The 21,969-nt window shown below is 56.7% G+C and carries 16 protein-coding genes; 4 read left to right on the top strand and 12 right to left on the bottom strand.

What is annotated here, in order from left to right; genetic code table 11:
* Nucleotides 1-67: 67 nt before the first annotated feature.
* The 4 genes from ACP26L_RS11765 to ACP26L_RS11750 all read left to right on the top strand — a co-directional run bounded on the left by ACP26L_RS11765 (nt 68) and on the right by ACP26L_RS11750 (nt 7,014).
* The gene (locus tag ACP26L_RS11765; RefSeq protein WP_426452705.1) at nt 68-1,138 is read left to right on the top strand and encodes a glycoside hydrolase family 53 protein; all 1,071 of its coding nucleotides are present in this window, start codon (nt 68-70) and stop codon (nt 1,136-1,138) included.
* Between the two features lie 246 nt (nt 1,139-1,384).
* The gene (locus ACP26L_RS11760; RefSeq protein ID WP_426452704.1) at nt 1,385-2,971 is read left to right on the top strand and encodes a response regulator transcription factor; all 1,587 of its coding nucleotides are present in this window, start codon (nt 1,385-1,387) and stop codon (nt 2,969-2,971) included.
* Nucleotides 2,968-4,758 (top strand): cache domain-containing sensor histidine kinase, encoded by a 1,791-nt coding sequence (locus ACP26L_RS11755; protein ID WP_426452703.1) that lies wholly within the window; start codon nt 2,968-2,970, stop codon nt 4,756-4,758. The genes ACP26L_RS11760 and ACP26L_RS11755 overlap by 4 nt, the downstream gene beginning before the upstream one ends.
* Before the next feature lie 252 nt (nt 4,759-5,010).
* Nucleotides 5,011-7,014 (top strand): methyl-accepting chemotaxis protein, encoded by a 2,004-nt coding sequence (locus ACP26L_RS11750; RefSeq protein ID WP_426452702.1) that lies wholly within the window; start codon nt 5,011-5,013, stop codon nt 7,012-7,014.
* Nucleotides 7,015-7,215: 201 nt separating this feature from the next.
* Here ACP26L_RS11750 and ACP26L_RS11745 read toward each other — a convergent pair whose 3' ends face one another.
* The 12 genes from ACP26L_RS11745 to ACP26L_RS11690 all read right to left on the bottom strand — a co-directional run bounded on the left by ACP26L_RS11745 (nt 7,216) and on the right by ACP26L_RS11690 (nt 21,696).
* Nucleotides 7,216-7,617: a DoxX family protein gene (locus ACP26L_RS11745; protein ID WP_426452701.1), complete on the bottom strand. Its 402-nt coding sequence runs from the start codon at nt 7,615-7,617 to the stop codon at nt 7,216-7,218.
* 76 nt (nt 7,618-7,693) lie between these two features.
* Complete coding sequence (locus tag ACP26L_RS11740; RefSeq protein WP_426452700.1) at nt 7,694-8,473, bottom strand: pirin family protein; 780 nt, start codon at nt 8,471-8,473, stop codon at nt 7,694-7,696.
* 92 nt (nt 8,474-8,565) lie between these two features.
* Complete coding sequence (locus ACP26L_RS11735) at nt 8,566-9,021, bottom strand: MarR family winged helix-turn-helix transcriptional regulator (protein ID WP_426452699.1); 456 nt, start codon at nt 9,019-9,021, stop codon at nt 8,566-8,568.
* Between the two features lie 200 nt (nt 9,022-9,221).
* Nucleotides 9,222-11,291: a beta-galactosidase gene (locus ACP26L_RS11730; RefSeq protein WP_426452698.1), complete on the bottom strand. Its 2,070-nt coding sequence runs from the start codon at nt 11,289-11,291 to the stop codon at nt 9,222-9,224.
* Nucleotides 11,292-11,444: 153 nt separating this feature from the next.
* Nucleotides 11,445-12,986 carry an ABC transporter substrate-binding protein gene (locus tag ACP26L_RS11725; RefSeq protein ID WP_426452697.1) on the bottom strand — a complete coding sequence of 514 codons (1,542 nt, stop codon included), beginning with the start codon at nt 12,984-12,986 and terminating at the stop codon, nt 11,445-11,447.
* 107 nt (nt 12,987-13,093) lie between these two features.
* Complete coding sequence (locus tag ACP26L_RS11720) at nt 13,094-13,993, bottom strand: carbohydrate ABC transporter permease (RefSeq protein ID WP_013915912.1); 900 nt, start codon at nt 13,991-13,993, stop codon at nt 13,094-13,096.
* 43 nt (nt 13,994-14,036) lie between these two features.
* On the bottom strand, nt 14,037-14,954 hold the full coding sequence (locus tag ACP26L_RS11715; protein ID WP_426452696.1) for an ABC transporter permease: 918 nt from the start codon (nt 14,952-14,954) through the stop codon (nt 14,037-14,039).
* A gap of 525 nt (nt 14,955-15,479) precedes the next feature.
* Nucleotides 15,480-17,240, bottom strand: coding sequence for a glycoside hydrolase family 2 protein (locus tag ACP26L_RS11710; RefSeq protein WP_426452695.1), 1,761 nt, complete (start codon nt 17,238-17,240; stop codon nt 15,480-15,482).
* A 265-nt stretch (nt 17,241-17,505) separates the two neighbouring features.
* Nucleotides 17,506-18,435, bottom strand: coding sequence for an ArsR/SmtB family transcription factor (locus tag ACP26L_RS11705; protein ID WP_426452694.1), 930 nt, complete (start codon nt 18,433-18,435; stop codon nt 17,506-17,508).
* Nucleotides 18,436-18,576: 141 nt separating this feature from the next.
* Nucleotides 18,577-19,383 (bottom strand): carbohydrate ABC transporter permease, encoded by an 807-nt coding sequence (locus ACP26L_RS11700; protein ID WP_426452693.1) that lies wholly within the window; start codon nt 19,381-19,383, stop codon nt 18,577-18,579.
* Between the two features lies 1 nt (nt 19,384).
* Nucleotides 19,385-20,323 (bottom strand): carbohydrate ABC transporter permease, encoded by a 939-nt coding sequence (locus tag ACP26L_RS11695; RefSeq protein ID WP_426452692.1) that lies wholly within the window; start codon nt 20,321-20,323, stop codon nt 19,385-19,387.
* An 83-nt stretch (nt 20,324-20,406) separates the two neighbouring features.
* Nucleotides 20,407-21,696 (bottom strand): extracellular solute-binding protein, encoded by a 1,290-nt coding sequence (locus tag ACP26L_RS11690; protein WP_426452691.1) that lies wholly within the window; start codon nt 21,694-21,696, stop codon nt 20,407-20,409.
* Nucleotides 21,697-21,969 lie beyond the last annotated feature (273 nt).

The following is a 21,969-nucleotide window of genomic DNA, read 5'->3' as shown; positions in this document are numbered from 1 at the left end:
AAAGTAAGACTCTGAAACATGAAAGCGCTTAAGAACACAACAACACGAAAGGCCAGGTGCCCAACTCATGTACACAACGATGAATCTCCGATGCAAAATGACCGCTGTCTTCGCCCTGCTGCTGACCTTCTGCCTGCTGGCGTCGACCGGCCCCGAGGCTCCTGCACTGCCTCAGGCGGATGCGGCGGCCGCCTTCGCCAAAGGCGCGGATATCTCCTGGGTCCCCGGCATGGAAGCCCAGGGCAAGGTGTGGTATGACAAGAACGGTGTTCAGCGCGACATTCTCCGCATCCTCAAGGAGGACTACCAGTTGAACTCCGTGCGCATCCGCGTATGGGTGAATCCGAACATGAGCGATTACGGTAACGGTTACATGAATGCGGACAATGCGGCGAAGCTGGCCAAGCGTGCCAAGGATCTCGGTCTGCGCGTCATGCTCACCCTGCACTACAGCGATTCGTGGGCGGACCCCGGCCAGCAGAACAAGCCTGCTGCTTGGAAATCGCTGACCTTCCAAGGCCTGATGGATAATGTCTGGGCCCACACGGTGAACGTCATGAACAAGATGAAGAACAGCGGCGTCACGCCGGAGTGGGTGCAGGTCGGCAACGAGACGAACAACGGCATGCTCTGGGAGGACGGCAAGGCATCCGTCTCCATGAAGAACTACGCCTGGCTGGTCAACACCGGTCATAACGCGGTGAAGTCCGTAAGCAGCACGACCAAGACGGTCGTTCACCTGGCGAACGGCTATGACAATGCCACGTTCCGCTGGAACATCGGCGGGCTCGTCAGCAACGGCGCCAACTTCGATGTCGTGGCTGTATCGCTGTATCCGACCAGCACGGACTGGTCCACGAAGAACACGCAGACGCTGGCCAACCTGAACGACATGATCGCCACCTACGGCAAGGAAGTCATGGTCTCCGAGGTAGGCATGGATTACACCCAGGCGTCCGCGGCCAAGAGCTTCATCACCGACATCAAGAACAAGGTGCGCGGGATCGCAAGCGGCAAGGGCCTCGGCGTCTTCTACTGGGAGCCGGAAGCATCGCCGGGCTACAACGGCGGGTATAACAAAGGCGCCTGGGGAACCAACGGCAGACCGACGGCCGCCCTGGAAGGCTTCCTGAACTAAGAGTATCTCAAATTCCCGCAGCCAAGCACTGTCTCTGCCCTACCGGCGGAGGCGGTGTTTTTTTGGTGTTGGCGTGTTCCTCCGCCTCCACCTGCCTGCCCCCCGCGCTTCCCCTCTGCCCCTGACCCCGACAAACTATCGATTTCCTGTGCGTTTTGCAGGGTGGAAAGAAAAGGACGTGCAAAGGTCTGCCGTCTGAGTTACTCTTAAGGGTACAGCAAAGAATAACGGACCCGAGGTGGAAATATGCTGAAGCTGCTACTGGCTGATGATGAAAAAATGACTAGGGAAGGCATTCGGCGGTCGGTGGATTGGGAATCCTTCGGAATCACCGAGGTCGTCACCGCAGTAGACGGACTGGAAGCGCTGTCCCTGCTCGAAACGTTCGAACCGGATATCGTTCTCACGGACATCAAGATGCCCCGCATGGACGGCATCGACCTGGCCTTCCAGGTCCGGCGCAGGTACCCGGGCTGCAAGATTATATTCATGAGCGGCTATGCCGAGAAGGAATACCTGAAGGCCGCCATCTCGCTCAAGGCGATCTCCTACGTGGAGAAGCCGATCGATATGGACGAACTCGAGGAAGCGCTGCAGGGAGCCGTCCAGCTGTGCCTGCAAGAGAGGCGGCATATGGAGCATGAGGCGCTCACCAAGGAGAGCCTCCATGCGAGCTCCGCTTATATCCGCCAGGAAATCTGCCTCCAGCTCATCAGGGGCGCCCGCGACGAGGCGCAGCTTCGCGGCAGGCTGCAGCTGGCCGGGCTGGAGCTGCCGGAGCATCCCTCCTGCGCTGCGGTGATGATCAAGATCCTCCCGCCGCCGCCCTCTCCCGCGGAGCTTGAGGCTTGTGCCGCTGAGGCGGCCGGCGCTTACTGCCTGTCCTTCCTACTTGGACAGAAGGACGAGCTGCACACGGTGCTGCTGCTCTTCGCACCGGAGGACCGCCCGCTGGACGAGAACACGCTGTACGGCATCTGCCGGGCGCTCGGCACCGCCCTTGCCGGGCACACCGGAGGCCGCTTTTCGATAGGCGGGGGACGGGTCTCCCCAGGTCTGGAAGAGCTGCCCGCCTCCTACGCGTCCGCCGTCGCCCGCCTGCAGGAGACGTTCTACCGCGGGCCCGCTTCAGCCGCAGTGCACCGTGATACCCCCTCCGGCTTCGCCCTGCACGTGCACTATCATCCGGACCCGCTGCTCCATAAGACAGTGCAGGAGCTGCTCGTTGACGGGCGCTTCGAGGAGCTCCGCAGCCTGCTCGGACGCGTGGCCGTGGAGATCCGCCAGCGGCCGGAGACACTCATCAACAGCGTGAAGGAGATTTATTACCGGCTGCTGCTCGAGCTGGAAGGATTCGCAGGGGAGCGGGGGATCTCGCTTTTTCACAGCACGGGACCGGACGATCAGCCCTGGGAGCTCGTCTTCCACTGCCACTTCTTCGAGGACGTGCAGCAGGCGCTGCTCGGGAAGCTCGGCCAGCTCGAGCAGGCGCTGAAGGAGCGGGGCGGCGGCAGCACGGCGGCACGCATCATCCGGTACATCCACCACCATTATGCGGATGAGAACGTGACCGTACAGGGCATCAGCGAGCATATGCAGATGACCGCTTCGCACCTCATCGCCGTGTTCAAGGAAGCGACAGGAACCACCGTGAAGCAGTACCTGATGGAATACCGGATCGAGAAGGCCAAGGAGCTGCTCAAGACCGATTCGTACAAAATCTTCGACGTGGCGCTGCAGGTCGGTTACAGGGACGGCGAATATTTTGCCAAAATTTTCCGCAAGCTGACCGGCATGACCCCGTCGGAATACAGGGAGCGCAGCCGCGTATGATCACCTCCCTGACCCGGCTCGGCCGCAAGTGGCTCTACAACACGAAGCTCCGGCACAAGATCCTATACACCTACCTGCTGCTGATCCTGGTCCCGCTCGGCGCCTACCAGTTCGTTGTATCGGACAAGGTGTCCGGGCTGCTCATCAACCACGTTACCTATTCCGCAGAGCAGGGGTTCAACCAGACGTATGCCTTCCTGAGCTACCGGCTCCAGCGCATCGGCGAGACGACGGACGTGCTGATCGCCAACCCGTCGATCCTGCGGTCGATCACCGATCCGGGGACGAACACGGATATCCACCGGCAGCTCCAGGATTACAGCGACCTGAAGCAGCAGCTGCGCTCCCTGCAGGACGGGACGGACATCGCCCGGGTGACGCTCTATGTCGACAGCCAGTATGTCTTCGGCAATGAGTCCGAGAACTTCCTGCCCTTGAATCTGACCGAAGGGAACGCCTGCTTCGAGCGGCTCGTCGAGAACAATCCGAAGATGCTGTGGTGCTCCCCATCGGAGATCGAGACGAAGGGGACGGCGGCCAATCAGTATCTCTACGTGGTCCGCAGCCTGCTCGACCCGAACAACTACAAGCATACCGTCGGGCGGCTTCGCGTCGATGTCCGGGCGGATACGATCCGCGACATTCTGAAGAATGCCGATGCCGTGGAGAACAGCGTAACGTACCTGGCCTCCAGCGATTCGCGTATCGTGCTCTCGTCCGATGCCGTCGCATCCCCGCCCCCCTTCCCTCTGCCCGCTACCGGCACGCTTCAGGAAGGGACGGTTACGGCCGAGCTGGACGGGACCTACTATCTGTACCGGCCTATTCCTTCGTCGCAGTGGTCGATGGTCACAGCCATTCCGATCGACGATGTCATGAAGCAGAGCCGGCAGCTGCGCAACGACCTGCTGGCGCTGCTCCTCGTGGTAGCACTGGCAGCCCACATCGTGGCCTATCTTCTGTCGGTGTCGGTGACCCGGCGTATCTCCCACCTGACCGGGAGGCTCAAGGATGTGGAGAAGGGCAGCCTGATCCCCCTCGCCCAGACACAGGGCAAGGACGAGATCGGCGAGCTCATCAAGACCTACAACTTCATGATCGACAAGATCGCCACCATGCATGAAGAGCAGTACAAGCTCGGTCAGGAAGTGAAGAGCGCGGAGCTCAAGGCGCTGCAGTCCCAGATCAACCCCCACTTCCTGTATAACACGCTCGACCTCATCAACTGGATGGCCAGCAGCGGCATGAACGACGAGATCCGGCAGGTCGTCAAAGCGCTCTCACGCTTCTACAAGGTCAGCCTCAGCAGCGGCCGGGATGTGGTGACGGTCGGCGAAGAGCTTAAGCATGTCTCCTTCTACGTGCAGATCCAGAACATCCGCTTCGAGAACAAAATCCGCCTCGTGGCGGACGTGCCCGAGGAGCTGCTCGGCTGTGCGATCCCGAAGATCACCTTCCAGCCGATCGTCGAGAACGCCATCCTGCACGGCATTCTCGGCCGGGTCTCCCGCGAGGGTACGGTCACAATCTCGGCAGCCAGGGAAGCTGACGATCTCGTGATCACCATTGCCGACGACGGGATCGGCATGAAGGAGGAGCTCGTGCAGCAGATGGCCGCGGGCACCTACCGCGGCAGCCTGAAGGGCAGCGGCTACGGCAGCCGCAACGTGCTCCAGCGGCTGCAGCACGTGTTCGGCGAGGGCTACGGCCTCACGTACCGCAGCACGCCGGGGGAAGGCACGGCGGTGACCCTGCGGATACCTGCCGTGCTGCCGCCGGAGGAATAAGCCTTGCCGGCCGGCCCCGTTCAAACCGAGGCCGGCTGATAAACGGCGGAACCATGAATACGACAGGAGCAGCCTGGGACGCTATAGCGTTGTCCGGGCTGCTCCTGTTTAGTATGCCGTGGCGGAGAGGTTCACGGCAGCGCACCGATTCTTAGTAGTATTCCCCCTGCTTCCCAGAAAATCACCATGAACTTCTCCTGCGAGTCCTCCGACATAATGATCTTAGATCATAAATCAAAGGAGCAATGTTTTATGCATAAGATCAAAAACCTGGGTCTTGGCTCGTCCATCCGAAGCAAGATCATTATCCTTCTGCTCGCGGTCACCATCCTGCCTCTCTTGGTAACCAGCCTCCTGCTCATGTCGGTGTCCACCGGAGCGCTGGAATTATCGACCAAGGATAATCAGAAGGGTATGGCGCAGACCAATGCCGATTTTATCAATGATTGGATCACCGAAAAAATAACCAAGGTGGAGCGTGTCATCGAGTCCAACCCGGTATTCTACAGCGGAGATCGGGACCAGATCGTCGCGACATTAAAAACGCTGGTTCCCGCTGACGCGGATGTGGAGAGCTATGCTTATGTCAATCCCCAGGGTGTCTTCTACGACACGACGGGCGGGAGCGCCGATCTCTCGGCACTGGACTCCTACAAGAGCATGAAGTCCGCCAAGAAGGCCACGGTTTCCGACATTCTGATCTCGGCTGCAACCGGCCGGAAGGTCATCATCGTCAGCGTGCCCATCGTGGATAAGCAAGGGGAAGACCGGGGCATGATACAGACCCTCTTAAGTCCGTCCGATCTGATCGGGATCGTAGACAAAATTAAGGTAGGCGGAACCGGGTACGGTTATATGCTCTCCTCTGAAGGCAAGGTTCTGATTCACAAGGACGCGGATAAAATCGACAAGGAACTCGCCGCTTTCCTCCCGGCCGGCACCGCCTCCGAATTCACCACGCTGCTTAAGCAATCCGAAGGGGAATTCGACTACACGGAGAACGACAAGACCAGCTACGAAGCCGTCTTCCATACGATCCAGAGTACGGGATGGAAGCTCGTAATCGTGGCTCCCGAGGAAGAAGTCTTCGCCGCCGTCCAATCCGTTCGCACGCAAGTAGGCTTCATGATCGCTGCCGCAGCGATCTTGGTTGTTCTCATCTCCCTGGGGGTAGCACGCCTCGTGCTGAAGCCCCTGCTCGGCATTTCCACCCTGATGGGAGAGGTGAAGGCCGGGAATCTGACAGGCCGGCTGCCGGTGAACGGCTCGGACGAGCTTCAGACGCTGAAGATGAATATCAACGCGATGCTCGATTCCTTCTGTGCCCTCATCGGCAAAATCTCCGCAACATCCGAAGCGGTTGCCGCTTCTTCGGAAGAGCTTACGGCCACGGCCATCCAAACGGCCGCTTCGTCCGAACAAGTTTCCCGTTCGGTGAAAGGACTTGCTTCCGGCTCCGAGGCTCAATACAGTTCTGCCGCTGCGTGTTCGTCCACCATGGATGAGATGGCTTCCGGAATCGAATGGATCGCGGGTTCTTCGTCAGGCGTATCCGGCTCCGTCAGCGAAGTGGTCCAAGAGGTGGAGTATGGCCACCAGGAAGTCAAGCATGCGATCGATCAGATGAACCTTGTCAGTGCGACCGTGGCGGATACAGCCAAAGCCGTTCACACGCTGGAAGAGCAGTCTTTGACGATTGGGGAAATCATCGATGTCATCCGGGGCATCGCGGAGCAGACCAACCTGCTGTCGCTGAATGCCTCCATTGAGGCCGCAAGGGCCGGTGAACATGGCAAAGGCTTTGCCGTGGTGGCGTCCGAGGTCAAAAAGCTTGCGAATCAGACGCAGACCGAAACGGAACGGATCACCTCCCTGGTAGACAGCATCGCCGTTCACACCCGCACGGTAGCACATTCCGTAACGGACGGGGTCCGCAAAATGGACGAAGGCGTCGTGCAGGTAGCCAAGGTCGGAGAAGTGTTCGCCGAGATCACCCGCTCGGTGCAGCGTGTAAACGAACAGATTCTCGGCGTGTCCGAGGCATCGAAACAGCTGACAGCGGGCAAGGAGGAAGTGTCGGCTGCCCTCTCCGGGATGGTGAGGATCACTGAGGGGGCCATGCAGCAGCTGCAGGAAGTTTCTCAGGCCTCCGCCGAACAGAAGCTGTCCATGGACGAGGTATCGGATTCTTCCCGTTCCCTCAGCGATATGTCCGCCGACTTGCTGGAGATGATCAGTGTTTTTAAAGTGAAATAATCCGGACGTGTGTGACGGATATCCAGAGGCATCCGCCGGCGGCGGGTGCCTCTTCTTTACGTTGTCAGCATCTGCCTTCTGCCCACAGACTAAAACACCGCCCCTCTCCTCCAAAGGAAGATAAGGGCGGTGCCTAGGATGATGGCTGCGATCCAACCTTAGCTTGAATCGTCAGCAGCCCTTGCGCGATGCCGTCTCTTATCAAGATTGGAAAAGAGCATCCAGCGAGTAGGCACCCGCGCCGGCCAAAGCGATGCCGATGACGACCGCAATCAATACCAGCGGGTATTCATATCCGTTCGCCGTGACCCACAGTCCGTTCTGGGCGTGCACCTTGACGATAGCTCCGAGCATCGTCAGCGTGATCAGTACCGTCGCCAGCGGCGTGAGCAGCCCTGCCGCGAAGAGAGCGCCTCCGATCATCTCCATGAGTCCCGCCATCACCGCCATAAGCACGCCCGGCTTCATCCCGATCGACTCCATCCAGCCTCCCGTCCCCTTCGGTCCGTAGCCGCCGAACCAGCCGAACAGCTTCTGCGCCCCATGCCCTACGAACAGCAGCCCTACAACCAATCGAACCAGCAATAATCCCAGTGCCATCATGATAATCGTCTCCTTTTAGTTTGAATTAAATAATCTTGCAATTAAGATATTAGACGTGCAAAAAATATGATAGAACTCAGCGCTTAGGGTACAGCGGATAATCCACCTTGGTCGGAACCTGGATCAGAATCAGCCGAAGAGGCGCATCTTCCGTATTCGTGAGCACCACTTCCGTATCGGATGAGGAGGTGCCGATAACAAAGTCCTTGTGGCGGAATACAGCCGGCTCCTTCGAAGACACGCCTGCCTCCGCCCATGTTCCCTGTCCGCGGATTGCCAGTGCGGTTAACGTGTATCCTGCGGGTACGCTGTGCGTATATTGTGAACCCTGCCGTACCTCCACATCCCACATCTTCGTATCGGCCGCCAGCTTTATGGGCGCTCCCCCGCCGATGACGGTTTTGATGCTGTATCCTGCCCCGCTGCCCTCCAGCGGAAATTCCTCGTGACTGTACTGGTGGTATGTCGGCTGTCTCAGCACAGCCTCCGACAGGTCAGGCTCGAACCAGATCTGGAACAGCTCCGCTCCGGCACTCAGCTTCTCCTTATGGCTCACGCCCGACCCCGTCTGCATCACCTGTGCCCCGCCTGCGCCGACCACGCTGTCCGTCCCCAGGGTATCCCCGTGATAAGCCGTACCGTCCACCACATAGGTCATAATCTCAAACCCCTTATGCGGATGCAGGCCGATCTCCGCTTCCGACTCCGATGTGGCCCAGGCCCAATAGAACAGCGGCCCCACCCGTTTGATCACCGAGCCTTCCCCCGGGAAACCGATCGGCTTCTGCTCCTTGATCCGGCCGCCGTCAAATTCGCCTGTTCCCTGCATGACAGGTGTATACACAAGTGCTTGCATCGTATCCAGCCTCCATTTTCTTATCACGTATTGGACAAACTCTTTCATGCTCAGAAACATAGGAACATACATCCCACGCGCTCCTTGCGGGGCTAACGCGCCTCGGCCGCCTTGCCGAGCCGTTTGAGCAGCTCGGTCGCCGCCTGCCGGTCTTCCGGTGAAATCACCTTCATGAGATCATGAATCCGCGCCGCGTGCTGGGGGAAAATCTGGTGGAAGAGCTCATTCCCGGCTTCGGTGATCTCCGCATAGGTCACCCTGCGGTCTTCCTTGCACGGTACGCGCCGCAGCAGCTCCTTCTTCTCCAGCTTGTCGATATTGTAGGTGATGCTGCCGCTGGTGATTAAGACCTTCTCTCCGATCTGCTGCAGCGGAATTCTTCCCTTCGTATACAGCACTTCGAGAATCATGAATTCGGATGGAGACAGTCCGTACTGCTTCACATCCTTCTGGGCCTGCTCCATAATGGCCTTGTAAGCCTTCGAGAGCACAACGAACAGTTTCAGTGAGCCCGCTTGGGCTTCATCCAGCTGAAAGGGAACGGGCATCCGGCCTCGCCTCCGCAACTCATCTTTAATTTAATTATCTTTGGTTTAAGATAAATATACACCCTCATTTCTTCATTGTCAACAGCGAGCGGAGGAATTATTCAAAAAAGAACCACTGCCCCCATGCGCTTGGCACCGAAGCAGTGGTTCTTGGATTTACGTTGACTGTCTAAAGATGAGTACATCTGAAGAATGGGTGCTTATTGAGCCGGGCGCTTCAGCACCAGGCACTCGAACCCGTCCAGCTTCACGGATGCTTCCACGGGTCTGCCGGACAGCAGCTCCGTGTAATCCCCCGCCTGCTGGAGCTCAACCACAGCTTCGGAGCTGTTGAAGTTGAGCAGGAAAACATAATCATTCTCCCCATCCGTTCTCTTCTGTGCGGTTACCCCTTCCGGCAGTGTTCCAGGCAGCACCGGCTTCACTCCTGTCTCGGCTAGAATCGAACCATAGAAATCGTCATGGAACGGCGCTTTGTTCCGCGAAGCGATATAGTAAGCCTTGCCTTCGCCGAACCGGTTGACGGTCAGTGCCGGACGGCCGGCGTAGAAGTCATCCCCATAGGAAGCCAGCGCCTCAGCCCCCTCCAGGTGAATCAGATCGCACAGATCGTAAGCCTCGTAGGTGGTTCTCAGGGTCGGTTGGGCGCCTTCGGCAGGGATCACCGTGTTCGTCTGCCCGTCATGCAGCCCGTCGATCTCCTCGGACCAAATGCCGAGCGTGCGGCGCAGCGGTCCGGGGAAGCCGCCAAGGAAGCAGAGGTCGCTCTCGTTGACGATTCCGGACCAGTACGTGGTAACCAGGGTGCCCCCGTTCTCCACGAACTTCTCCAGCCGCTCGCCTACGCCAGGGCGTACCATGTACAGCATCGGCGCCACGACAACCTTGTACTTGCTGATATCGCAGTCCATCGACAGGATGTCCACCGGAATCCCGCGGGACCAGAACGGCTTGTAATGCTCGAGCACGGTCTCCTCGTGGTGGATGCCGACGTTGCGCGGCCCCTGGGAGTCCTTCACCGCCCAGCGGTTCTCCCAGTCGTAGAGAATCGCCACTTCCGGCTCCACCGACGTGCCGACGACTTCCTGCAGCTTCTCGAGCGCCTCGCCTACGGAGGTTACATCCCGGAATACGCGCGTATGCTCGTGTCCGGCGTGATCGACGACCGCACCGTGCAGCTTCTCCGAGGAGCCGCGGCTCTTGCGCCACTGGAAGTACTGCACGCTGTCCGAGCCATGGCCAACGGCCTGCAGGGAAGAGAGCAGGTGCATGCCCGGCTTCTTCAGCTTGCTGACCTCCTGCCAGTTCGTGAGGCTCGGCGTACTCTCCATGAGGAGGAACGGCTGTCCGCCCTTCAGCGAGCGGTTGATGTCGTGGAAGAAGGCGAAGCGGACCGCCTGGCCGATATCCCCTTCGTTATCATGCCAGGTAGGATAAGCATCCCACGAGACAAAATCCAGCGCCTCGGCGAACTTCCAGTAGTTCAGCCCTTCGTAGTTCTCCATGAGATTGGTCGTAACCGGCAGCTCCGGGTTCACGTCCTTCAGCGGCGCAATCTCATGCTTCATGAAATCGACGGTCTGGTCGGTGACGAACCGCTTCCAATCGAGATTCATCGCATGGACGAACGATTCCCCGTGCGGAGCAGGCGACTCGACCTGGGACCAATCGGTGTACGTATGGCTCCAGAACGACGTCCACCAGGCGTCATTGAGCGCTTCCAGCGTGCCATAGCGCTTCTGCAGCCAGCCGCGGAACGCATCATGGCAGTACTCGCAATGGCACTCGCCGCCGTACTCGTTGGAGATGTGCCAGCCGATCACAGCCGGATGCTGCGAGTAACGCTCGGCGAGCAGGCGGTTGATCTGCCCCACCTTCTCCCGGTAGACCGGAGAAGTGTAGCAGTGGTTATGCCGCTGCCCGTGCAGGTTGCGCACCCGGTTCGCGCCGGTGCGCAGCACCTCCGGATACTTGGCGGACATCCAGGCCGGGCGGGCGCCGCTTGGCGTAGCCAGGAACGCATAGATGCCGTTCTCGGCGAACGAATCGAGCAGCCGGTCCATCCAGCCCCACTCGTACCGGCCTTCTTCCGGCTCAAGCGCGGCCCAGGCGAAGATGCCGACCGACATGACATTACACTTCGCGAGCTTCATCAGCCGCAGGTCTTCCTTCAGGATCTCCGGGTACTTCTGCCACTGATCCGGATTGTAGTCGGCGCCGTGGAGCATCACCGGTGCCTTGGGGCTGACGGGAGGATACTTTTTGGACATCATAAACACCTACTTATGTAAGAATAGTAAAACTGGTAACCACCGGAACCATACGGCTATTGGCCGAACCGGGTCTGCCTTCCGGTCATGGATAATAATATCCCGCTTCCTCCGGGAGGAAGCGGGACCCCTGCGGCAGCACGCTGCCTGAATTTACTTCTTCGCCGCAGCGTCAGCCTGTGCCTGCATCTCGGTGAGCACTTTGTCGATACCGGCCTGCTTCAGCTTGTCACGGAATACCTGCACGCCGCCTTTGGCATCGGCAGGATCTACGATTCCGTAGAAGAGCGGTCTGCCGTACGTGTTCATCACGTTATTGATCGCAGCCACTTCGTTCTTCACTTTCGCATCGTCGAAGGTGAATGTCTCAAGCGGGTGGTTCACCGTAACCGTATTCTTCCAGCCTTCGGTGAACTTGTTGATCTCGTCAGCCACCGTTGCATCCAGACGCTCGTTCAGCGAGTTCCAGCCCCAAGGCGATACGCCGGCCGGAGGGAAGTTCGCGGAATCCTTCAGCGGCTTGAACTGCTTGTCGCCTACCGCCTCATAGTGCTTACCGGCAATTCCGTAGTTCGTCAGGTCGTGAATCTCTTTGTCGTAGCGGAGCAGATCGATCGCCATCAGCGCACGCTCGGCATTCTTGCTTGTTGCGTGAACCGACATCCCGTTGTTGATGAACGGATTCGCGAGGCGCTTCTTATCCGCGCTGAGATCGACGAGCTCGATCTTCCAGTCCGGGTGGGCTGCCTGGATCTCGGACTTGGCGCGGGTCAGCGTTCCGAGGTTCCATTCCACCGACGCCAGCTTGCCGTCCTTGAACGCCTGGATCTTGTCCATCTTGCTTACGAGCGCATCCCGGGACCAGGCACCGGTCTTCGCCGCGGCGTTCATCTTGGCTACGAAGCTCTCGAACTCCGGCGTTTCGGCATAGTTGAATACCTTCGAAGCGGCATCCGTTACCTTGTAGGCGATCGGGTACTGCGGCACGACGAAGTTCCACTCGTTGGCCTGAACCAGCTCGATTGCATTGAATTCGCTTGCACCAAGGCTTGGCGTGAAGCTCTTCTCCTTCTCAGCCACAGCCTTCAGGTAGTTCAGGTAGTCGTCATGCGTCTTGACTTCCGGCAGCCCGAGCTTCTCGCGAAGGTCGCCGCGGAGCGCTACGAGGTGGTAGCTGTACTCGAAGTTGTTCTGGGGAACCATGTAGATTTTGCCATTAACCTTGGCCTGCTCCCATGCAATCTTCGGCTCCTGCTCCCAGGTCTTCGGAGCATACTTCTTCAGCATGTCTTCCGTCAGCTCCAGGAAGCCGTTCTTGTTGGCCTGCTGGGCGTAGAAGAGCCACGGGGCGGACAGCACGAGGTCAAAATCCTCGTTCGCCGCAAACATCAGCGGGTACTTCTGGTTGTAATCGCCCCAGTCGATGAAGGATACATCGAGCGTCGCGTTGATTTTCTGCTTCATAATCTTGTTGACTTCGCCGTATACCTGATCGAAGTCCGCCGGCTTCGAGCCGAGCAGGACCATCTTCAGCTTGACTTCTTTGCTGGTATCTGCGCTTCCAGAAGAAGACGCGGCCGGTGCGTTGCTCGAGGCGGAGCCGTTCGGCGCCGGTGTGTTCGAGCTGCATCCTGCGAATACGGTTGCTGTAGTGAATGCCAAGCCGAGGGCCATCAGTTTGTTCTTGCTGCTCATAAGGTATTGCCTCCCCTTGTCTGTATCCTTTAGTGTAAACCCATCTATGATCACTGGATAGTCCCAGAATGATCCAATCCTTATATTCCGGATGGAGCGGCGGGGGCTTAGCCCTTCACCGCACCCACCGTAAGACCTTGTACGAAGAACCGCTGTACGAAAGGATAAAGCAGAACGATCGGCCCCGTAACGATGATCGCAAGCGCCATCTTCAGGCTCTCCCCGGGGAGTTCCGCGACCCGCATGCCCGATACTTCCATGAGCTTGCGCAGGCCTTCCAGGTTCCCGAGCGTTTTGTACAGCAGGTACTGCAGGGTGTACAGCTTCTCGTTCGAGACGAACAGCAGCGAGTTGAACCAGTCATTCCAGTAGCCGAGCGCCGTGAACAGCCCGATGGTGGCTAGAGCCGGCTTCGAGAGCGGCAGAATCAGCTTGACGAAAATCGTGAAGTCCCCCGCCCCGTCGATCTTCGCCGACTCCGTGATCGCTTCGGGGATGCTGCGCAGGAACGTACGCAGGATCAGAATATAGAAGACGTTGAGCATCGGCGGCAGTAGAAGCGCCCAGTACGTATCCTTCATTTGCAGGTAGTTCACCATGAGGATGTACCACGGAACGAGACCGCCCTGGAACAAGGTTGTGAAGTAGAAGTAGAACGCGAACCCGCTTTTCCACTGAAAATCCTGACGCTGCAGCACGTAAGCGGTCATCGCGGAGATGAACAGCCCGAGCACCGTGCCGACCACGGTCAGCGAGATCGTCAGCACGTAGGCATTGATGAACTGCTCCGGATGCTGGAACGCGAACTGGTAAGCGGCGAGCGAGAATTCCTTCGGCCACAGACCGAAGCCTTCCCGGGTAATGCTCGACTCGCTGGAGAACGAGCCGCTGACGACCAGGAGGAACGGTACCAGGCAGACCAGGGCGACCAAGCCTACGAACACATAGCCGATCAAATCGAGAATGCGCTGGTCCGCACGGTTTTTTTTGACGGTTGTTGTCATCATTGTCTTTCACCTCTTCGTTGTTATGGGAGGAGCGCCGTCTATCTTAGAACAGCGCATTCTCCCGGTCCGTCCGGCGGACGAGGTAGTTGGTGGCCAGAATGGTTACGAAGCAGAGTACGGACTGGTAGAAGCCGATCGCCGCCGACATGCCTACTTCATTGTTGACGAGCAGGGAGCGGTATACGTAGGTGTCGATGACATCCGTTGCCTGGAACAGCATGCCGTTGTTGCCGACGAGCTGGTAGAACAGGCCGAAGTCGCCGCGGAAGATGCCGCCGATGGCGAGCAGCACGAGAATCAGGATCGTCGGTCTTAGCGAAGGCAGCGTAATGTGGAGAATCCGCTGGAACACATTCGCCCCGTCGATGTCGGCCGCTTCGTACGTTTCCTTATCGATGCTAAGAATGGAGGCCATATAGAACACGGCGCCATATCCTACCACTTTCCAGGCCGAGAAGAAGATTAGAATGTACTTCCAGTATTCGGCGGTCGTGTAGATGTCGAGCGGCTCCATGCCGAACGACTTCAGCAATGTGTTGATGGCGCCGAACTCATAGTTGAACAGGTTATAAGCCACCGCTCCGACCACGACCCACGATATAAAGTAGGGCAGGAACATCAGCGTCTGCGCGGTCTTGCGGAACAGCTTGCTGCCGACCTCCGCGAGCAGAATTGCCACGACGATCTGCAGCGCATTGTTGATGATGATGAATGCGGCGTTGTACAGCAGGGTATTGCGTGTTACGTTGAATGCGTCGCCTGTCAGGAAGAAGAACTTGAAGTTGTCCAGTCCCACCCATGGCGAATTCAGAATCCCAAGGTCATAGCGGAACTGCTTGAACGCAAGCACAATGCCCGCCATCGGGATGTAGTTGAAAACAAAGAAGAAAAGCGTCGCCGGCGCGATCATCAGCAGCAGGCTCCGATTGGCGTTGATGCGGTAAAGCAGGCCCCTCTTCATCTCTCTTGTCACTCCTCCGGTTCGTGTCTCTGTAGGTTATGAACTCAGAGTACCAGTTCAAGAGAAACGTTCGTACCCTACAAAATAAGACTCTCCTGTACTTTTTGCGGCTGGCAGAATGCTGCGGGGAGAATGGCGGGACAGTCCAGCTAGCTGAGCGGGAACGGGAAAGTGTGAGATGCACCGGCCTTCGTTCGGGCGTTCGGCACAGGAGAGTTGATGTGCGCCGGCATTCGTGCGAGAGTCCGGGAAGCGGCATGCGTATACCGCCCCGCTCGCCCCATGATACTCGAATAACCGTACCCCCTACGAGCACATCCTATGACCGACGGATCGGATTCGACTCGCACGGGGCACGGCAAAAAGCCCCCTTCCATGGAAGAGGGCTCGCAAGTAATTAAGTGCAAACTTGAAATGATCAAACTGTGTAAGCTTGTTATTGTTGGGCACCTTGATGTTGGTGCCTCTGACGGCAGCCCCTGCAATATCAGCATGTTTTGGAAGTTGGAGCTCCCGGCAGATCCGTTAGGCCAGGTTAATCGCGCGAATGGTCTCCAGCGGGATCTTCGGTTCGCGGTCTTCCGTCAGCAGGCCGTTCACTTCCTGCTGTACATCGGTAATTTGGGTATAGCAGTAGCCGACGATGTAGTCCGTATCCTTCATGGCCTGCGTGATCGCCCGGAACCGTTCGATGAAAGCTTCTTCCGTGCTCTCTTGGTTCCCGTAGCCCCAGCCGGATTCCGTCTGGAATGCGATGCCGCCGAATTCACTTACAATCACCGGCTGTCCCTTATATGCATAGCCATGAGCAAGCGCATACTTCCAGTTATTGAAGGCCATGTCCTTGCCCGTTACAAGATCTTTGTCCGCATAGCGCTGCAGGAATTCTTGACCCGACTCCACATAATCATGCAGGGTGATAATATCCGAGACCGTATGTTCCCAGCCGTCGTTCGTAATGACCGGACGATAAGGATCGATGGACTTCGTCAAGTGGTAGATTCCTTCCGTGAACTTCTGCTGCCTGACATCGGTGAGGATGTGGGAGACGCCCCAGGATTCATTGAACGGAACCCAGGTGATGATGCTCGGGTGATTGTACTGTTGGCGGACGATCTCGACCCATTCCTTCGTGAACGTCTCGACGGCGTTGTCGTTGAATTCGAACGTCGCCGCCATCTCCGACCAGACCAGCAGCCCTTGGACGTCGCACCAGTAGAGGAACCGCGCGTCTTCTACCTTCATGTGCTTGCGCACCCCGTTGTATCCCATCTCCAGAATCTTCTCGATGTCTTCGAGCAGGGCTTCTTCGGACGGAGGAGTCAGATGGGTGTCCGGCCAGTACCCCTGGTCCAAGATCAGCCGCTGATAGATCGGGGCATTGTTCAGCAGCACCCTGCCCTTCTCGATCGAAATCTTCCGCAGTCCAAAGTAAGAATATACATGGTCCGCAATCTCTTCGCCGTTGTACAAAACGAATTCCACATCGTACAAATTCGGATGGCGCGGATCCCATGCACACAGCTTCCAAGGCCCGTTGGCTTCATGGACCAGATCAACCTCAAGCTGCAGCCAGGGGCGGTCGACCGCTATGCTCATGGTTTTGACCGGCTTGCCCTTCAAGGAGACGCGGGTTTCCAGCCTCAGGGAACGGCCGGCAAGATCCCCCTTCACCTGATATTCGAAGCGAACGGATTTGCGGTCGAAGTCCGGAGTGATCTTGACGGCATCGACATAAGCTTCTTCCACGTATTCGAGCCAGACGGTCTGCCAGATCCCCGTCGTCTGCACATAGAAGCATTCGAAGTTGTCGTCCACCCAGCGCTGCTTGCCCCGGGGCTGTGTACAATCCTGGCTGTCCTCGACCTTCACGGTCAAGCTGTTCTCCGATCCGGGACGAATGGATGACGTAATATCCAGGGAGAACGCGGCATACCCTCCTTGGTGGCCACCGGCATAGACTCCGTTCACCCACACCTTGGCCCGGTAATCGACGGCCTGAAAATGCAAAAGGGTCCGCTTCCCGGCTGCGTCCGCCGGAATGTCCAGTGTACGGCGGTACCATACGTTCGGATGGAACGTCTCTTCCCCAATGCCGCTGGCCTGGGTCTCGTAGGTGAACGGAACCGTAATCTTGCGTCCTGCGGGGAAGCGCTCCTGCCAGTTCTCACGCTCGCCGGCATTCGCGTCGTCGAAGCTGAAATCCCATTCGCCGTTCAGGTTCATCCAGTTTTCCCTGACGAACTGGGGTCTTGGGTAATCTTTGATATATTTCTGTGTGGCCATGCGTCTCTCGAGCTCCTATTCGTATGAAAATGAGAAATGATAATACAGGATGATGATAACGTACGCCAAAGCAAGACATGTTTTTGTTTTGTTTCAATATTTATGTTTACATCTAGATTATATATTTCACATTCGATTCATGTCAACGATTTATTACAATAAATTTGTATCATTAAACAAAAAAGTTTCAGATTGCTTTGCTTGCACAAAACATCTGAAACAATAAGAGCTCTCAGGGTATATGGTTTGCTTGCCGGAGCCTTGCTTACTCTTCCTTATGTTGAATACGCATGATGATGCCCTGCGCATAATCCCCGAAGCCTTTGCCGAACAGGTTGACGCCGCCTTGATGCATCGCATCCGGCTTCACACCGATCCGCAGCGAAATATAAGGCTTCGCAAGCAGGTTCAGATCCGCCAGTACGGCAGAGGAACTCTTCTCATTGTCTATGGTGCTTCGCTCCCCATCCACTCTCCAAGTCTTGAGCAGCCCGTGCTGGGTCGAGGTATCACTCCACCAGGGCGGGTTCAGCTTGCCGCGGTGATCGCCGAAGTCTCCGGGAGAGATCCATGTGCCGATCTCCACATCGTTCACCCAGACCGTAATGTCGGAAGGCCAGTCGTTATTGTAATTCGGAGCTTCCGAACACAGTTCAAGGGAGAATTCGATCGAGCTTATGTTTGCCGTGCTGTCCACACTTCTCGGGAAGCGGTATTCCACCCACCCTTGACGGAACCAGATAATCTCCGCGGTACGGCAATCGGGATGGTAGAAGCTCTCCGGTTCGTCCTCCGGAACGATCATCTCGGACAGGTTCGCCATACCGCAGGTAGGATGAATATCGAAGTTGACAAAATGTCCGATAGGCATCTCTACCTCTACCGTCTTGTTCGAGTGCTTATAAAAGGCGATCGGGTTCAGGATCATCCGCACATCATCGAAGTTGCGGCTGCACACCTTCATGGCTCCGCGGGATGCAGGCTGCAGCGAGGTCAGGATTAATTCCGCTTCCTCGAGCACCTTCACATTCGTCGCGGCGGTCGAGACCGGGATGCTGAGCGCTTCGGCAATCTCTATTATGTTCAGATTGGGCTTCTGAAGCAGCAGCTTGATAATGCCGATGCGGGTATGTGAAGCCAGAGCGTGGGCGACTTTCACCAGCTCATCCGGCTCGTCGATGGTCAATTCCAGCATAAGCGTATTCCTCCATTGGATACTTACTATTCTTTCAATAGTTTATCCAATAGTCGGCATTTTTGTCTACTCCTCTTGAAATAAAATGAGAATGATAGAACATTCATGACGGAAGCGCCCTCTCGGCTAACACCATCCCTCCTACCCTTTCAAGCCGGTGAAGCTCAGTCCCTTGACGATCTGCTTTTCAAACAACAAGAAGATCAGCATCAGCGGAATGGAAGAGATGGCATTGATGGCCATAGGCCTGACATATGTTTCGGCATACTGGCTTATCAGCGTCGGAATACCCATCGGCAGCGTGAAGAGCTCCTCGGAAGTGATGGAGATGAACGGCCACAGGAAATTGTTCCACTGGCCGATGAAGGTCAGGATGGCAATCGAGGCGAGCGCCGGCTTGGCGAGCGGCAGCACGATGCCGAAGAACACCCTGGCCAGTCCGCCGCCGTCCATCTCCGCGCTCTCGAGCAGCTCGTTCGGTACGGCATCAAAGAAGCTCTTCAGTACAATGACAGCGAATGGCGAAGCGATAGCCGGGAGAATGAGCCCCTGATAGGAGTCGAGCATACCGAGATCCTTGACGATCTGATACAGCGGAATAATCATCGCCTCTCCCGGGATCAACAGGCCCGCCAGGATGAAGAGGTACATGAACCGCTTATAGCGGAAGCGGATCTTCGACAGCGCGAATGCGCTCATGGAGGCTGCAAGTAAAGTAAACAGGGTGACGGCCACGGCTACGATCAGGGAATTGGCCATCCAGCGGAGCAGCGCCGTCTCCTGAAAGATATATGCATACTCGGTGAAGGAATACGGAGGTTTGTACCAGTCCAGTGCTCCTGTGATCTTCATGTTTTCGTCTTTGACGGATACGACCAGCATCCAGGAGATCGGAATCAGGAACATCAGTGCCATCAGCAGAGAGGCTGTTATTCGCAGGAACCGCATGCTAGTTGGCCTCCTTCGCATCGAGTCGGAGTTGGATCAGGGAGATCACCAGCAGGATCAGGAACAGTGCATACGACATGGCCGCAGCATAGCCCATATGGGAATTCCGGATGCCCTCTTCATAGATATACTGGATGATCGGCCGGGTATCCGTGCCTGGCCCGCCCCGGGTGATGATATAGATCTGTAGAAACACTTTGTAGGAAGCGATGATTTGAAGCAGAAGAATGGTTCTGGTCATCGGTCCCAGCAGCGGAAGCGTGATCCGGAAGAACATCTGCCGTTCCGTTGCCCCATCGAGCCGACCCGCTTCGTAGATATCTTCAGGGATGTCCTGCATGGCCGACAAGTAGAGGATCATATTGACGCCGACCGTCCACCAGAGCGTAATTCCGGTGATGGCCGCCCAAGCGAGCGGCGTCTCCGTGAGCCAGAAGATTTCCTGCTCCGACCCCAGGATGCCGAGTGTCTTCAGCAGATTGTTGAGGAAGCCGGTGTAGGGCTGGATCATGAACAATCCGACGTAGGAGACGACCGAGACCGACAATACGCTCGGCAGGAAGAACACGCTGCGGAAGAACCGCTGGAGCCTCGTCTTCTGATTCGCGATGACGGCGAGCAGCAGAGCGAACACCAGCATCGTCGGCGTGGACAGGAGCACAAAATAGGATGCGTTGAGCAAACCGTTCCAGAAGCCCTCGTCCTGCAGCATATGGGCGTAGTTATCGAGCCCGACGAACTTCATCTTCTTAATGAGCGTCCAGTCGTACAAGCTCATCTGAATCCCTTTGAACATCGGGAAGATGGTGAAGATCACATACAGCACCAGAAAAGGAAGAAGAAACAGCAGCGCCTTGAGGTCCATTCGCCATTGCTTTGTTTTGGCGCCCGCCTTGGTGCGGACAGCCTCTCTATCCATCGGCATCTCACTTGCCTTCATGTTGGTCTCCACCTCGCATTATAAACTGGGGAAAGCTTGAAGCCTATTCCTCTTCAAGCTTTCCGGATGAAGCCGCTGTGAAGCTACTTCGACAGCAGGGTTTTCAGTTCGCCTTCGATCTTCTTGAATACGGCTTCAGCCGGTGTTTTGTTCAGCCAGATTTCATCGAGGTATTTCTTCAGAACATCGTTCTTCGGCCAGGTTTTATCGGACGCTTTGGCGAACACGACATCGTTGGCTACCGAAGCATAGTCGCTGCGGTACTTCAGCGCTTTGTACTCGCTGGATTCAAACACAGCCTTATGCGCCGGGATATGGCCGGCCTTCGCCCACACCTGTCCGCCCTTCTCGGCCACATAATTCGCAAATTTCAATGCGGCTTCGCGTTTCTTCGGATCTTCCTTCTTCGTAACCGGGAGAATGATCGTATGGGAGTCGCCCCAAGTCTTTGCGCTTCCATAGATGGAAGGGATCGCGGTCGCTCCGAAGTCCAGATCCTTCGTCGTCTCCCAGGTGCCTGTCGCCCACACGCCCGTCATCATAATGGCTCCTTGGCCGCTCTGGAAGGTCTTGTAGAAATCCGGGTCCTGCGACTTGATCACCTTGCTGGTATAATACAGATCCTTCACGTAGTTCGCCGCCTGCACCGCTTTCTCCATATCGATGGCCGGGGACTTGCCGTCATCGGAGATCACGTCCTTGCCGCCGAGCTGCGAGTACAGCGCCCACCACAAGCGGTAGGGATCATCGCCGTTATTGGAGAAGGCGAACGGGGTAACGCCCTGCGGCAGCTTGCCTTTCATTGAGGTGAGGAAGTTCACGAATCCATCGGGCCCCGGCTCGATCTTCGGCTTGCCGTCTTCGCCCAGCAGGCCGGCCGCTGCCAGATGCTTTTTGTTATAGTACATGATGAAGGGATGGGTATCGATCGGTACCGCATAATGCTTGCCTTCCACCATCGCCGATTTCAGGATATTCTCGTTGTACTGGTTCCAATCCAGGTTCACGTCTTTGGCGGTCTCGTCCAGTTCGGTTACCACGCCCGCCTTGATCAGCTCCGGCAGTTTGGACGTGTGGGAGATGCCGATGTCCGGCCCCTTGCCCCCCGATACGCCGGTTACTAATTTGGTGTAATATTCGGCCCATTCCAGCTTGACGTTCTTGATGGTGATGTCGTTCTGAGAGGAGTTGAAGGACTTGATCATCTGATCCATATATTCGCCGTCGCCCCCGGCGAAGAGTGTCCAGTAGACGAGCTCCGTCTTTTGGCCGCCCGCTTCAGCGGATTTTGAATCCCCGCCGGCGGACTCTCCGGCCCCTGAACTGCCACCGGAACAACCGGCCAATACGGACATCATCATGGAGGCGCTCATTACGGATGCTAAGAGTTTCTGTTTTCTCACTGCCAACAACTCCCCTGGAATGATTAGATACAATTTCGATAAATTGTTTTAATTCAAATATTATGTATCTTACTTAAAATATAAGCGTTTCCAATTCCTTTTGTCAATATAAATTACAGTATTTTTGTTTATTTAATTTAAAATCACCTCAATATGGTCATTTTATTAGGTGTATTAGACGTATTTTTGTGTTTGTTACCGTTTTATTGTTTTAATTGAGTGAAAAGCCTTTATCCTTTGGAA

This window comes from Paenibacillus sp. S-38 (assembly GCF_049942825.1).
Lineage (GTDB): Bacteria > Bacillota > Bacilli > Paenibacillales > NBRC-103111 > Paenibacillus_G.
Note: the sequence above shows the minus strand (reverse complement) of the source record. Positions and strands in the feature narration are given on the sequence as shown.

Bases quoted from the DNA above. Each gene is read 5' to 3' on its own strand.
- ACP26L_RS11730 (WP_426452698.1), bottom strand. From the start codon at position 11,291: ATGTCCAAAAAGTATCCTCCCGTCAGCCCCAAGGCACCGGTGATGCTC.
- ACP26L_RS11710 (WP_426452695.1), bottom strand. From the start codon at position 17,240: ATGGCCACACAGAAATATATCAAAGATTACCCAAGACCCCAGTTCGTC.
- ACP26L_RS11715 (WP_426452696.1), bottom strand. From the start codon at position 14,954: ATGAAGAGGGGCCTGCTTTACCGCATCAACGCCAATCGGAGCCTGCTG.
- ACP26L_RS11695 (WP_426452692.1), bottom strand. From the start codon at position 20,323: ATGAAGGCAAGTGAGATGCCGATGGATAGAGAGGCTGTCCGCACCAAG.
- ACP26L_RS11735 (WP_426452699.1), bottom strand. From the start codon at position 9,021: ATGCCCGTTCCCTTTCAGCTGGATGAAGCCCAAGCGGGCTCACTGAAA.
- ACP26L_RS11700 (WP_426452693.1), bottom strand. From the start codon at position 19,383: ATGCGGTTCCTGCGAATAACAGCCTCTCTGCTGATGGCACTGATGTTC.
- ACP26L_RS11720 (WP_013915912.1), bottom strand. From the start codon at position 13,993: ATGATGACAACAACCGTCAAAAAAAACCGTGCGGACCAGCGCATTCTC.
- ACP26L_RS11705 (WP_426452694.1), bottom strand. From the start codon at position 18,435: ATGCTGGAATTGACCATCGACGAGCCGGATGAGCTGGTGAAAGTCGCC.
- ACP26L_RS11745 (WP_426452701.1), bottom strand. From the start codon at position 7,617: ATGATGGCACTGGGATTATTGCTGGTTCGATTGGTTGTAGGGCTGCTG.
- ACP26L_RS11725 (WP_426452697.1), bottom strand. From the start codon at position 12,986: ATGAGCAGCAAGAACAAACTGATGGCCCTCGGCTTGGCATTCACTACA.
- ACP26L_RS11765 (WP_426452705.1), top strand. From the start codon at position 68: ATGTACACAACGATGAATCTCCGATGCAAAATGACCGCTGTCTTCGCC.
- ACP26L_RS11755 (WP_426452703.1), top strand. From the start codon at position 2,968: ATGATCACCTCCCTGACCCGGCTCGGCCGCAAGTGGCTCTACAACACG.
- ACP26L_RS11750 (WP_426452702.1), top strand. From the start codon at position 5,011: ATGCATAAGATCAAAAACCTGGGTCTTGGCTCGTCCATCCGAAGCAAG.
- ACP26L_RS11740 (WP_426452700.1), bottom strand. From the start codon at position 8,473: ATGCAAGCACTTGTGTATACACCTGTCATGCAGGGAACAGGCGAATTT.
- ACP26L_RS11760 (WP_426452704.1), top strand. From the start codon at position 1,385: ATGCTGAAGCTGCTACTGGCTGATGATGAAAAAATGACTAGGGAAGGC.
- ACP26L_RS11690 (WP_426452691.1), bottom strand. From the start codon at position 21,696: ATGAGCGCCTCCATGATGATGTCCGTATTGGCCGGTTGTTCCGGTGGC.